This is a genomic window from Lacinutrix sp. C3R15 (genome assembly GCF_018860825.1).
Taxonomy (GTDB): Bacteria; Bacteroidota; Bacteroidia; order Flavobacteriales; family Flavobacteriaceae; genus Oceanihabitans.
This window is the reverse complement of sequence record NZ_JAHKPZ010000012.1, coordinates 455,603-470,077: the sequence shown is the minus strand read 5'-3', so window position 1 is coordinate 470,077 and position 14,475 is coordinate 455,603. Positions and strand designations below refer to the sequence as shown.

Here is a 14,475-nt window from a genome sequence, read left to right as displayed (position 1 = left end):
TATTATTTTGTATTATGTTCTTTAATTAGTTTAAAAATTCAAATATTCCACAAGCACCTTGGCCTGTACCAACACACATGGTAACTGCTCCATATTTACCTTTCATGTCACGCTTACGCATTTCATCAAAAAGTTGTACCGATAATTTTGCTCCAGTACATCCTAAAGGATGACCAAGAGCAATAGCACCACCATTTACGTTAACAATATCTGGATTAAGGTTTAATTCTCTAATAACAGCTAAGGATTGCGAAGCAAATGCTTCATTTAGCTCAATTAAGCTTAAATCGTCTTGTTTTAATCCTGCTTGTTTTAGTGCTTTTGGTATTGCTTTTACTGGTCCAATTCCCATGATACGAGGCTCAACACCTGCAGCAGCATAGTTTACCATTCTTGCAATTGGTTGTAAACCTAATTCTTTTACCATGTCTTCACTCATAACCATTACAAAAGCAGCACCATCACTCATTTGCGATGAGTTACCAGCTGTAACGCTTCCTCCTGCAGCAAATACTGCTCTTAGTTTAGCTAAAGCTTCTTTGCTAGTTCCAGCACGAGGACCTTCATCTTTAGTTACTGTATATGATTTTGTTGCTTTTTTTCCGTTAGCATCAATGTATGTTTGTTCTACTTCAATAGGTACTATTTGCTCTTGAAAACGATTTTCAGCTTGCGCTCTTAACGCTTTCATATGTGAATTGTATGCAAATTCATCTTGGTCTTCACGAGAAACGTTAAACTGTTTAGCAACAGCTTCTGCGGTATTTCCCATTCCCCAATAATAATCTTCGTGACCTGCTTTTGCAATATTGTAGTTTAATTCTGGTTTAAAACCAGTCATTGGCACGCTACTCATGCTTTCTGCTCCTCCAGCAATAATACAATCTGCCATTCCTGCTTGTATTTTTGCCGTTGCCATACCAATCGTTTCTACTCCAGAAGAGCAAAAGCGGTTAACGGTTACTCCAGGAACATCTACTATATCTAATCCCATTAAAGAAATTAAACGAGCCATATTTAAACCTTGAGAACCTTCTGGCATTGCGTTACCAACAATAACATCGTCAATACGCTTAGGGTCTAGATTAGGCAATTCTTTCATCATGTGTTTGATGGTTTCCGCTGCCAATTCATCTGTTCTTTTAAAACGGAACACACCTTTTGGAGCTTTACCAACTGCGGTTCTGTATGCTTTTACTATATATGCTGTTTTCATTTTTTTCTTAGTTTCTTAAAGGTTTTCCTTTGGTTAACATGTGTTGAATACGCTCTAAAGTTTTACGTTCTGTACATAAACTTAAGAATGCTTCTCGCTCTAAATCCAATAAATACTGCTCGCTAACTAAAGTTGGTTCTGATAAATCTCCACCAGCCATAACATAAGCTAATTTGTTTGCAATTTTCATATCGTGCTCTGATATGTAATTAGAGTCTTGCATAGAATCTGTTCCTACTAAGAACATACCTAATGCTTGCTTACCTAATACTTTTACATCTGTACGTTTTACAGGTTGTGTGTAACCAGAATTAGCCATTAGCATAGCGTGTTGTTTTGCAACTGCTATTTGACGGTCTTTGTTTACAACTACAACATCTTTTCCTTTTTGAAGTAGGTTTAAGTCGAAAGCTTCATAAGCAGAAGTAGATACTTTTGCCATACCAATAGTTAAGAAATGTTCTTGTAATACATTTAATTGTACATCACCTTTATGGAAAAGGTCTTGTGCTCTTAAAGCCATTTCTTTAGAACCACCACCACCAGGAATAACACCAACACCAAACTCTACAAGTCCCATGTACGTTTCTGCTGCTGCAACTACTTTGTCTGCATGTAAGGATAATTCACAACCTCCACCTAAAGCCATTCCGTGAGGAGCAGAAATAGTTGGTATGGAAGAGTAACGCATACGCATCATAGTATCTTGAAAATATTTAATAGCCATGTTAAGCTCATCATACTCTTGTTCTGCAGCCATCATGAAAATCATTCCGATGTTTGCACCAACAGAGAAGTTTGCTGCTTGGTTACCAACTATTAATCCAGCAAAATCTTTTTCTGCTAAATCAATACCTTTATTTAATCCAGCAAGTACATCACCACCAATAGTGTTCATTTTAGATTGGAATTCTACATTAAGTATTCCGTCACCTAAATCTTCAATAACAACACCAGAGTTTTTAAACACTTCGTTTGTTTTTCTTATATTATCTAAGATGATAAATGCATCTTGACCAGGTATTTTTGTTTGTTTTTTTGAAGGAATATCATAAAAATACGTTGCACCTTCTTTTACTGTATAAAAGGAAGTACTACCAGAAGCAAGCATCTCGTTAACCCAAGCAGCAGGTTCTAATCCTTCGGCTTTCATTAATTCGATACCTTTTTCTACACCAATAGCATCCCAAATTTGGAAAGGACCATGTTCCCAACCAAAACCAGCTTTCATCGCATCGTCAATTTTATAAACATCGTCTGAAATTTCTGGAATACGGTTGGATACGTAAGCAAATAATGCTGTGAAGCTTTTTCTATAAAATTCACCAGCTTTATCTTTTCCTTTTACTAATACTTTAAAACGATCTACAACTTTGTCGATGGTTTTAGTCATTTCTAAAGTCGCAAATTTTGCTTTTTTAGATGGTCTATATTCTAGGGTATTTAAGTCTAAAGCTAAAATTTCTTTTTTTCCTTCTGCTGAAACACTCTTTTTATAAAATCCTTGTTTTGTTTTACTACCTAACCATTTGTTTTCCATCATGGTATTGATGAAATCTGGTAATTCAAATAACTCTAAACGTTCGTCTTTAGGGCAGTTTTCTCTAATTCCGTTTGCTACGTGAACTAAAGTATCTAAACCTACAACATCAACAGTTCTAAAAGTTGCCGATTTAGGACGACCAATTACTGGTCCAGATAATTTATCTACTTCTTCAATAGTTAAATCTAAATCTTTAACTGCGTGAAATAAACTTTGTATACTAAAAATACCAACTCTGTTTCCAATAAAAGCAGGAGTATCTTTAGCAACAACCGAAGTTTTGCCTAAGAATTTTTCACCATATTCATTTAAAAACTCTAGTACAGAAGCATCTGTATTTGGTCCAGGAATGATTTCGAATAATTTTAAATAACGTGCAGGGTTGAAAAAGTGCGTACCACAGAAATGTTTTTGGAAATCTTCACTACGTCCTTCGTTCATGAATTTAATAGGAATTCCTGAAGTATTCGAGGTAATTAAAGTTCCTGGAGTTCTGTATTTTTCTAGTTTTTCGAAAACTTGTTGTTTAATATCCAATCTTTCTACTACAACTTCCATAATCCAATCTACATCTGCAACTTTGGCAATATCATCTTCTAAGTTTCCTGTAGTAATACGACTAGCAAAAGCTTGGTTATAAATAGGAGAGGGTTTAGATTTTAAGGATGCGGTTAAAGCATCGTTTACTAATCTGTTTCTTACGACTTTGTCTTCTAAAGTTAAGCCTTTAGCCTTTTCTTTGTCGTTTAGTTCTCTAGGAACAATGTCTAATAATAATACATCTACACCAATATTGGCGAAGTGACAGGCAATTCCTGATCCCATAATTCCGGAACCTATAATTGCTACTTTTTTAATTCTACGTTTGCTCATATTTATTTTAAAGTATGTTCTTTTTATTGTAAATCTTTTTATTTGAAATCATATTATTGATGACTTCTGCTACTTTTTGAAAATTTTCTAATTCTTCTGGTGTTACATTGTTTTTTATAGCTTCATTAAAGGTTAGTACTTTTTCTTTTGAGTAGTTTCTCTTTTTTATACCAAACTCGGTTAAAAAAATGAGTACGCCACGACCATCTTCAGGGTTAGGTTTTCTAATAATTAACCCTCTTTTTTCCATATTTTTTAAAGTACGAGAAAGACTGGTGGCTTCCATTCCCATTTTTGGACCAAGTGAAGTAGATGGAGTACCATTTATTGGATCTATACTAAGCAATGCAAAACCTGTAGCCATAGTGCTATCAAATTTTGAAGCTTCTTCATTATACATTTTGGTAACTGCTAACCAAGTAGTTCTTAGTATATAATCTATTGTTGCATCTTTCATTCAGGAAATTTTGATACCCAAATATACAAAAATATACTATGCACGCATAATAAATATAGAAAAAAATAGGGATAAATTGCAAAACTCCTAATTAAAGGAGCTTTTTGTTAATTATCTATAAATTTTATCGTAAAGATTTTGATGAATTGATTTAATTACGCTTCGTTTCATTTTTAAAGTAGGAGTAAGGTGACCAGACTCAATAGACCATATTTCTGGAGTAAGTTCAAAACGTTTAATTTGTTCCCATTTTCCAAAATGTTGATTACATTCATCTAATTCTTGTTGAATTCTCTCTTTTATTATTTCAGAAGCCACAATTTCATCATTTGTAGTACTAATGTTTTTCTTTTTGAAAGCAATCCATTCTTTAATAAACTCAAAGTTAGGTTGTATAATTGCGGCAGGCATTTTTTCGCCTTCACCAATAACCATAACTTGTTCTATAAATCGGGATTGTTTTAATTCGTTTTCTATAAGAGTAGGAATAACATATTTACCTCCAGAAGTTTTAAACATTTCTTTTTTACGACCTGTAATTTTTAAGAAACCGTCTGCATCTATTTCTCCTTTATCTCCTGAATGAAAAAACTCACCAGACATAACGCTTTTAGTTTTTTCAGGATCTTTGTAGTATCCCATCATAACGTTAGGTCCTTTTATTAGTATTTCACCATCTTCAGCAATTTTAACTTCTACGTTTTTAATTGGTTTTCCAACGGTTCCTAATCTAAAATGGTTATCACGATACATTTCTACTGAAACAACAGGAGACGTTTCTGTAAGTCCGTAACCTTGCATAACCTGCATTCCAGCAGCAGTAAAAACTCGAGATAGTCTAACTTGTAAGGCAGCAGAACCAGATACCATAGTGTGCAATTCGCCTCCAAGTGCTTCTCGCCATTTACTAAAAATAAGTTTGTTAGCAATTTTAAGTTTAAAGGCATACCAAGCACCATTAACTTCATAAGGTTCCCATTGTTCTCCCAATTTAACTGCCCAAAAGAATAAGGCTTTTTTTATAGGAGATAAATCTTCGGCTTTGTCAATAATTTTATCGTAAACTTTTTCTAAGAGTCTAGGAACCACGCTCATTAAATGTGGTTTGATTTCTTTAGCATTTTCACCAATTTTATCAATTCCTTCAGCAAAATAAATAGAAGCTCCAGCGTATTGATAGATATAAATTAGTACACGTTCAAAAACATGACAAATAGGAAGAAAACTTAAAATTCTATTTTCATTACTATTGTCTAAAAAAGGTAAACGGTGTGAGGAGTCTAATGCGTTACTAGTTAAGTTGTTGTGCGATAGCATAACACCTTTGGGTTTTCCTGTGGTACCAGAAGTGTAAATAATAGTAGCGAGGTCTGTTGGTAAAACAGCATCTTTTCTTGCTTGTACTTCATTTTGATTACTAGTGTCTTTACCTAATTCAAATAATTCTGAATAATGTTTACAACCTTCAATGTGATTAAAGGAATATATTTCTTTAACTTTTGTATTAGCCTGTACTTTACGTACTTTTTCTAATACGCCTTCATCAGATACAAAACAGTAAATAGACTCACTGTGGTTTAATACATATTCATAATCTTCTGCAGAAATAGTAGGATAAATAGGAATGTTTTGTGCTCCAGTTTGTAGAATACCAATATCCATGATATTCCATTCTGTTCTGTTTGTTGAAGAAATTAATGCAATTTTATCATCCTTTTTGATCCCCATTTTTAATAAAGCCCTACTAACAGCATTTGCTTTATCTAAATATTCTTGGGTTGAAGTTTTAATCCACTCACCATTTTGCTTTGTTACTAAAGCAGCCTCTAAATTATATTTTTCAAGTTGGTAATAAGGAAAATCAAAAAGTCTAGTAATTTCTGTCATCAGTCATTTTAAATTTGAAGACCTGCAAAGTATGAAATTAAAAAATAGTTTTCAAATTACTAACCTAAAAAGGAATCATAAAAAATACAGTTATAATAAAAATAGCTTAAAGGAATGTTGATTTGTTAGCAATAGCGTGTAATAATTGAATAATTCTTAAATTCATCATTAGTCATTTAAGTGTGAAAAAGCCTGTTTTTGTATTAAAAAAACATAATAATAGAGGTTTTTAAGGTTTTATAGCTAAAAAACAACTAGTATCATTTTATTAAAAGATGTTAATATAGAAAGTAAAAACAGCAATATTATGTATTTTTGGCGCTTATTAAATATTAATTATGATTAAAAAGCATGTTAAACAGCTTTCTTTTATTTTAATAATATTATGCCATTTAGGATTTTTGGCAGCTATATTGTTTGAAAAGCAGAATAACATATTTGTTTCGGCATTTGTAATTTTAGGGTTAATATTACTTATTGTAACTTATAAAAAGACACCATTAAGTGCTAAAGATCATAGTTTAGAACATGTTTTAACTATTGCGTTTGTTTTTTTTGGAGCTATAATTACCTATATATTATGTGTTTCATTTGGTTTGAGTAGTGTGTTAGCTGCAGGTTTAGTAGGTTTAAGTGTTAGTTTTATTCCAGATTTTTTTAAAAAAAATGCCTTTTTACAAGGTATGCCAACTGCTGTTTATTGTGGTGCTTTTGTTGGTATGACCAATGTTAGTGTTGCTCCAGATTATATTTTTATCACCTTAGCAAGTGGTATTACAGGTGTACTTTTGGTTGGTACTAAAGATGCTTTTCATGGTGTAGGAGGTAAGTTAGGTACTTTAGCTTTTGGAGGTGTTACATTAGCTTTTTTTATTACATTTTTAATTTCACAATGGATATAGCGCATTTTATTTTACTGATAGCAGGTGGTGTGTCTGCCGTTTTTACTTATGTTTTACAAGTAAATTATAAACAAGGAGCGGTTAGAGCATCTGCCATGGTAGGAGTTTTTGTTGGAGTATTTGTTTTGTTGTTTCCTAAATTATTGCCTGTATATTTAACAGAAAACTTACCACTAGTTTGTTTTGGAGCATCGTTTGTAGGTATGGTTTCTTATAAAGTGTTATCTAATTATTTTTTAATAGGAATTTCGGGAGTAGTTTTTACCATTATTTTTTTAAATACCAGTAATTATTTTAATGGTTTTGGAGGCGGATTAGGTTCTGCTGCCTGTATTGCTCTTTTGGTCACCTTAAGTATTCCTATTTTAAAGAAAAAAGGAAAATTAAGTAATGGTTTTTTACAACTAAGAAAACAAATGCGATCTAGAATGAAGAAAAAAAAGAACTATTAATACTTTGTTTTAAGAAGTAGCATGCCTTTTTAAATAAATAAAAAAATCGGTTTAAGATATTTTTCTTAAACCGATTTTTGTGTTTTGTTTTTTTATTTGTTTTTAGCTTCTATCCATGATTTTGCATTAGTAAAAGCTTCTAACCAAGGCGAAACTTCATCTTTTCTGTTTTCAGGGTAATTTGCCCAGTTCCATTGGAAGGTTGAACGCTCAATGTGTGGCATAGTTACTAAATGTCTTCCTGTTTTATCGCAAAGCATTGCTGTGTTAAAATCAGAACCATTAGGATTATGCGGATAGCCTTCATATCCATATTTAGCAACAATATTGTATTGATTTTCGTCTAGCGGAAGACTAAATTTGCCTTCTCCATGAGAGATCCAAACACCTAAAGTACTTCCGGCTAAAGAAGAAAGCATCACAGAATTATTCTCTTGAATTTTAACAGAAGTAAATGCACTCTCATGTTTATGAGAATCATTATAGGTCATTTTACCATGTGTTTCATGTTCTGGATTAATTAGTTCTAGTTCCATCCATAGTTGACAACCATTACAAATACCAACAGATAAAGTATCTTCTCTTTTAAAGAAGTTTTTTAATGCTGTATTAGCCTTTTCATTATACATAAAAGCACCAGCCCAACCTTTAGCAGAACCTAAAACATCACTATTAGAAAAACCACCAACGGCACCAATAAACTGAATATCTTCAAGGGTTTCACGACCAGAAATTAAATCGGTCATGTGCACGTCTTTTACATCAAAACCAGCTAAGTACATGGCGTTTGCCATTTCACGTTCAGAGTTTGATCCCTTTTCACGAATAATTGCTGCTTTAGGACGAGGTTGTTTCGTTCCACTTACAATGACATCATCCAGCTTTCCTGTAAAATGTTTAGGAAATGTATATTGTAAAGGTTGATTTTTATAATTGTTAAATCTATCTTGTGCTAAACCATTTGCGGTTTGTTTTTGGTCGAGTAGGAAAGAGGTTTTAAACCAAACGTCTCTTAATCTTGAAACGGTTAATGTAAATACTTCTTGATTATTAATGATACTTAGGGTATCACTTTCTGTAACTTTTCCTATGTTAAAAAATGCAATATTAGCAGCTGATAATACTTTTTCTATAGAAGCATCAGAAGATTGAAAAACAATTCCTGCATTTTCAGAAAACAATAATTTTATAGCATCTTTTTCTCCTAAATCGCTAAGATCTAATTCTGCTCCAAGATTGGTGTCTGCAAAACACATTTCTAATAAAGTGGTAATAAATCCACCAGAAGCAATATCATGACCAGCAACAATTTTATTGTCTTTAATTAATTGCTGTATGGTATTAAATGTGTTTTTAAATTGCGCAGCATTTTTAATAGTAGGCGTTTCTTTTCCTATTTTATTTAATACTTGCGCAAAAGAGCTTCCACCTAATTTATATGCATCTTGTGATAGGTTGATGTAGTAAATATTACCAGCATTTTTCTTAAAAACAGGTTCTACAACTTTAGTAATATCATTACAGTTACCTGCAGCAGAAATAATTACAGTACCAGGAGAAATTACTTCTTCATTAGGGTATTTTTGTTTCATAGAAAGAGAATCTTTTCCAGTAGGAACATTGATACCTAAATCTATGGCGAATTCTGAAACAGCTTGTACTGCTTCATATAAGCGAGCATCTTCACCTTCGTTTTTACAAGGCCACATCCAGTTTGCAGATAATGAAATACTATGCAATCCGTCTTTTAAAGGTGCCCAAACAATATTGGTAAGTGATTCTGCAATGGCATTTCTACTTCCTGCCGTTGGAGAAATTAACCCAGAAATTGGAGCATGACCAACAGAAGTAGCAATACCTTCTTTTCCTTTATAATCTAATGCCATAACACCACAATTATTAAGTGGTAGTTGTAATGGGCCAGCACATTGTTGTTTGGCAACTTTACCACCAACGCAACGGTCTACTTTGTTAGTTAACCAATCTTTACAAGCTACAGCTTCTAGCTGTAATACTTGGTCTAGGTAGTCTAATATTTTATCTGAAGTATAGTTAACATCTTCATAAATTCTGTTAACCGTTTTGTCTGTCATTATTGTTTTTGGTGAACTACCAAACATATCTTCTAGTGCCAAATCCATAGGTTTATCACCTTTGGTTTTAGACTCAAAAGTAAATCTGTCATTACTAGTAACATCACCAACAGTATACATAGGTGAGCGTTCACGTTCTGCAATTTTGTTTAATGTATCTAGATGTTTTTCAGCAATTACTAATCCCATTCTTTCTTGAGACTCATTACCAATAATTTCTTTAGCAGAAAGTGTTGGGTCACCAACAGGAAGTTTATCTAAGTCAATATTTCCTCCAGTATCTTCTACTAATTCTGACAAGCAATTTAAATGTCCGCCAGCACCATGATCATGAATAGAAACAATAAAATTTTCATCACTTTCTACCATACCACGAACTGCATTAGCGGCACGTTTTTGCATTTCAGGGTTAGAACGTTGTACTGCGTTAAGCTCGATACCTGAAGCGAACTCTCCTGTATCTGCACTTGATACTGCAGCTCCACCCATTCCTATTCTATAATTTTCACCACCAAGAATAACAATTTTATCGCCTTCTTTAGGTGTTTCTTTTATAGCTTGTTCTGCTTTGCCATAACCAATACCTCCTGCTTGCATGATTACTTTGTCGAAACCAAGTTTTCTTGCTTCTTCTTCATGTTCAAAGGTTAAAACCGATCCACAGATAAGAGGTTGTCCAAATTTGTTACCAAAGTCTGAAGCACCATTAGAAGCTTTTATTAAAATATCCATTGGTGTTTGGTATAGCCAAGGACGTGCTTCCATTTTTTGTTCCCAAGGTCTAGTTTGTTCTAGTCTTGAATAGGAAGTCATGTAAACAGCTGTTCCTGCTAAAGGCAGAGAACCTTTTCCACCCGCAAGTCTATCTCTAATTTCTCCTCCAGCACCTGTTGCAGCACCATTAAAAGGTTCTACAGTGGTTGGAAAGTTATGGGTTTCTGCTTTTAAAGAGATAACAGAATTAAAATCTTCTGTTTGGTAAAAGTCTGGTTTATCTGCTGTTTTAGGAGCAAATTGTTCTACTCTAGGTCCTTTTACAAAAGCAACATTATCTTTATAAGCCGAAACAATATCATTAGGATTTTGGTTAGAAGTTTCTCTAATCATTTTAAATAGAGATACTTCTTTTTCTTCACCATCAATAATAAAGGTACCGTTAAAGATTTTATGGCGACAGTGTTCTGAGTTTACTTGCGAAAAGCCAAAAACTTCAGAATCTGTAAGTGGTCTTCCTATTTTTTTTGAAACACCTTCTAGGTATTCAATTTCTTCTTCATTTAAAGCTAAACCTTCTTGTTGATTGTAAGCAGCAATATCTTCAATATTTAGAATTGCTTCTGGTTTAACATCTATAGTGAAAGCTTCTTGATCTAAACCTGTGTATTTTTCAGAGATCATAGGATCGAAATCTTTAAAGTCTGCAGGTACAGCTTTAAATTCTTCTATTCTAATAATATCTACAATACCCATATTTTGGGTGATTTCTACTGCATTGGTGCTCCAAGGAGTTATCATAGCTGCTCTTGGACCAACAAAAAAAGCATCTAGTGATGCTTGTTCAATTTTAGGCTGGTTGCCAAATAACCAAGTCAATTTTGAAATGGTTTGGGTTGATAATTCTTTTGTTGCTTGAACAGCAAATATTTTACTGTTTTGGTTTCCGAAGAAATGAATCATTTTATGTTGGTTTGTATAAGGTTTAACAAAAAAGCAAATTTAAGTTTTTTAGTTGTATTTATAGGATAAATTAATTGCTTAATTTTTTAGTTATTCACTATGTTTTAAACAAAAAAAGCGACTACTAAGAGTCGCTTTTATTATTTAAAGTTAAACAAGTTTATTGTTTAACCAATTTTTTGGTAGTAGTACTGATAGTAGAATTTAATTTTACTAAGTATACTCCTTTTGATAAGCCAGAAATATTTAATTTATTTTGGCTAGCAGTAATAGTTTGTGTGATTACTTTTTTACCTAATATGTTATAAACTTCTACTGTAAGATTTTCTTTATATGTAATGGTAACTGTATTTCCGTTAGTAGGATTAGGATACATTTTAATAGTATTTAAAACATAATCATTTACACTTAAGTTTTGTGTATGTGAGCCTAAGTTAGAACATTCGTTTTGAGAAAAACTATCCCATTGAGTAATATTAAAAGTAGTTGACGGCTCAGTAACTTCTGGTTTTCTAACTAAAGTAACATCTTTACCAAAATCTGCATCGTCATTGATATCACCAATAACATCTATTAATACATCGTTTTTAAATAGACCTATAGAATCATTACCATTAAAACTAGTAATATCTGTATTTAGGTCATCATATTCTGTAGCACAAACAGTAGAACCACCATTTGCTATAACGTATACATCTTGATTTGCAATAGAAGCTCCTGAAGGAAAAGAGTATGTGGTTGTCCAGGTTCCGTTACCATTAGTAGCTAGTTTTAATGTATAAATAGATAGGTCTGTAATGGTTGTTCCTGTAAAGTTTGCAATTTCAATAGCTTTATTAAAGCTGCTTCCTTCAATATATTCAGAAAAAAACAAATCACTACCACCACCTACGGTACCCATATTTGTAGTAGTTTCACATGATTGATTACTAAATTCAGAAGGATTTCCTGTGGTGTCTATTGCTTTTAATGTGAAACAATAATTGGTGTCTGGAGTTAATCCTGTAACTGTTGCAGTGGTTGATGCATTGCCAGTATTGTAGCTATACACGTCATCTATATACACATCATAAGATGCTACAGACACATTGTCTGATGCAGCTGTCCAAGATAAATCAATTGTATTGTCTGTTGGGTTTGAAGCAATAAGGTTTGTTGGTACTGTTGGCGCTTCTGTATCTGGATTAGAATTCCATATTGTGTTCACGTATTCTGGATGATCTACAAATGGGTTTCTGTTGTTTTGGTAGTTGTAATAAATATTATTATTTCTATCAATTTCTTTTTGCGACACAGGATCCATATTATGCCAAGTCATTAAAATACTTAAAAAAGTATTATCTAACGCTTGGTCTGCAGTACCATTAAACATGGCATAAGAAGACCATGAACTAACACGGTTTTCATAACGAGTAACAAAGTAAAAATAGATTCTAGCAATGTCTCCTTTAAACTCGTCAATTGGTTCAAAAACGATACCAGAATAACCTGCAGAATAACCACTATTTAAGTTATTACCCAATTTACTACCATTGCTAGTTGGGTTTGTAATACCATTTTGATTTACTAATTGCGTGTCATCTACAAGGCCAATAGGGTAATTACTTCTAAAACCATTTACACGACCATCTGTAGGTAATAACTCGTGAGCATCACTATACATTGGTGTTTGGTCATTAAAAACAGATTTAGGAATAACGTGTTCTTTATTATAACAGTCTCCTTCACTATTATATTCTCCACATTCGTTTACAACAGGAGTAAAGTTATAAGGATCTGCATTTAGAGGGTCTTCTGAATATATATCTAAAATAGTGTTGCTGTCTCCAGCATCATAATAAAGGTCTAAATCATAATTAGCGATAAACCCATCCATTGCAGAATATCCTTGGTCATTATGATTGTTAATTATATTATATAATTGTGTTTTTAAAGTATATCCTGAACCAGTTGCTGAGTCATAGTAACCTGAAGGTATTTGTGCAGAAACTGTTATTGTTAGTAAAAGGAATAATATGGTGTAAATTTGTTTCATTCTTTTTTTTATTTTTTCTTTTCTAATAATGCCATGTAAAATCCGTCAAAACCAGATTCATGTGCTAGTATTTTTTTTTCTTTAACAAAGGTAAAATCTTTTCCTGCTTCAGATGTTAAAAAATGTTTAACTTGATCTTGATTTTCTGAAGGAAGTATAGAACATGTTGCATACACTATTTTTCCGCCAGGTTTAACCATTCTAGAGTAAGTGCTTAAAATTTCAGCTTGTGTTTCTTTAATCTTATCAATAAACTCGGGTTGTAATTTCCATTTTGCATCTGGATTTCTACGTAAAACACCTAATCCAGAACAAGGAGCATCAATTAAAACTCTGTCAGCTTTGTCGTATAATTTTTTAATAGGTTTAGTAGAGTCAATAACACGCATTTCTATATTGTGAGCACCAGCTCTTTTAGCTCTACGTTTTAATTCTCTTAGTTTGTTTTCATAAATATCCATGGCAACAATTTGTCCTTTGTTTTCCATAAGAGCCGCAAGGTGTAGTGTTTTTCCTCCAGCACCTGCGCAAGTATCTACAACTTTCATTCCTGGTTGAACATCTAGAAATTCTGCAACCTTTTGAGAAGAGCCATCTTGTACTTCAAAGAACCCTTTTTTAAAGGCATCTGTAGTAAAGACGTTTGTTCTTTCTTTTAGTCTTAAGGCACTAGGATGATTTTTTACTTCTTCAGTTTCTATATCTAAATCAAAAAGTTCTGATTGTAATTTTTCTTTAGTAGTTTTTAAAGTATTTACACGTAAAACAACATCTGCTTGTAAGTTTAAAGCAGCAATTTCTTTAGACCAAAGGTTTTCGCCTAACTCTTTAGAAACTAGTTCATCCATCCAGTCAGGAACAGATTCCTTAATTTTTCTAATACCAGAGAACTCATCAAAACGACCTTTTATTTTTCTTGTAGGTGTATTTTCAAAATATTTCCAATCGGGTAATTTAATGCCTTTTAATGTTGCCCAAACAGCAATTAAACGCCAAACATCATCACGAGAAAAAGGTTCTTTTACATCTGCAATTTCTGCATATAAGCGCTTCCAACGTACTATATCGTAAGTGGTTTCTGCTACAAAGGCTCTATCTCTGCTTCCCCAACGTTTATCTCGTTTTAATAATTGTTGTACTACTTTATCTGCATATGTACCTTCGTTAAATATTTGTAATAAACCATCAACAGTAGCAAAGCATAAATTTCTGTGTAATCTCATATAATTGTATTCGGTGTTCAATTTCAGAAAATTAAAATTATTCTAGATTGAACTTTTTAGTATTTTAAAACGTGCAAAGGTATGATTTTAGAAATAATTATACTTGTTTCTTATCAA

The 14,475-nt window shown here is 32.7% G+C and carries 9 protein-coding genes; 2 read left to right on the top strand and 7 right to left on the bottom strand.

The window, feature by feature from the left end; genetic code table 11:
* Positions 1-25: 25 nt before the first annotated feature.
* From KO494_RS05070 to KO494_RS05055, 4 genes are all read right to left on the bottom strand, one after another.
* Entirely contained in the window at positions 26-1,216 is a 1,191-nt protein-coding gene (locus tag KO494_RS05070; protein ID WP_215966516.1) for an acetyl-CoA C-acyltransferase, read from the bottom strand.
* Between the two features lie 7 nt (positions 1,217-1,223).
* Positions 1,224-3,632 carry a 3-hydroxyacyl-CoA dehydrogenase/enoyl-CoA hydratase family protein gene (locus KO494_RS05065; protein ID WP_215966515.1) on the bottom strand — a complete coding sequence of 803 codons (2,409 nt, stop codon included), beginning with the start codon at positions 3,630-3,632 and terminating at the stop codon, positions 1,224-1,226.
* A 7-nt stretch (positions 3,633-3,639) separates the two neighbouring features.
* Entirely contained in the window at positions 3,640-4,089 is a 450-nt protein-coding gene (locus tag KO494_RS05060; RefSeq protein WP_215966514.1) for a MarR family winged helix-turn-helix transcriptional regulator, read from the bottom strand.
* A 111-nt stretch (positions 4,090-4,200) separates the two neighbouring features.
* Entirely contained in the window at positions 4,201-5,976 is a 1,776-nt protein-coding gene (locus KO494_RS05055; protein ID WP_215966513.1) for a long-chain fatty acid--CoA ligase, read from the bottom strand.
* A 338-nt stretch (positions 5,977-6,314) separates the two neighbouring features.
* On the opposite strand from KO494_RS05055, the gene KO494_RS05050 reads away from it, so the two are divergent.
* Together KO494_RS05050 and KO494_RS05045 are read left to right on the top strand one after the other, a co-directional pair.
* Positions 6,315-6,878 carry a hypothetical protein gene (locus tag KO494_RS05050; RefSeq protein ID WP_215966512.1) on the top strand — a complete coding sequence of 188 codons (564 nt, stop codon included), beginning with the start codon at positions 6,315-6,317 and terminating at the stop codon, positions 6,876-6,878.
* Positions 6,869-7,330 (top strand): hypothetical protein, encoded by a 462-nt coding sequence (locus KO494_RS05045; protein WP_215966511.1) that lies wholly within the window; start codon positions 6,869-6,871, stop codon positions 7,328-7,330. Before KO494_RS05050 ends, KO494_RS05045 begins: the two co-directional genes overlap by 10 nt.
* A 92-nt stretch (positions 7,331-7,422) precedes the next feature.
* Here KO494_RS05045 and purL read toward each other — a convergent pair whose 3' ends face one another.
* The 3 genes from purL to KO494_RS05030 form a co-directional block, all read right to left on the bottom strand.
* Positions 7,423-11,100 (bottom strand): phosphoribosylformylglycinamidine synthase, encoded by a 3,678-nt coding sequence (gene purL, locus KO494_RS05040; protein ID WP_215966510.1) that lies wholly within the window; start codon positions 11,098-11,100, stop codon positions 7,423-7,425.
* Between the two features lie 160 nt (positions 11,101-11,260).
* A complete protein-coding gene (locus tag KO494_RS05035) occupies positions 11,261-13,135 on the bottom strand; it encodes an endonuclease (protein WP_215966509.1) in 1,875 nt (624 codons plus the stop codon).
* 8 nt (positions 13,136-13,143) lie between these two features.
* Positions 13,144-14,358 carry an RsmB/NOP family class I SAM-dependent RNA methyltransferase gene (locus KO494_RS05030; protein WP_215966508.1) on the bottom strand — a complete coding sequence of 405 codons (1,215 nt, stop codon included), beginning with the start codon at positions 14,356-14,358 and terminating at the stop codon, positions 13,144-13,146.
* Between the last annotated feature and the right edge of the window lie 117 nt (positions 14,359-14,475).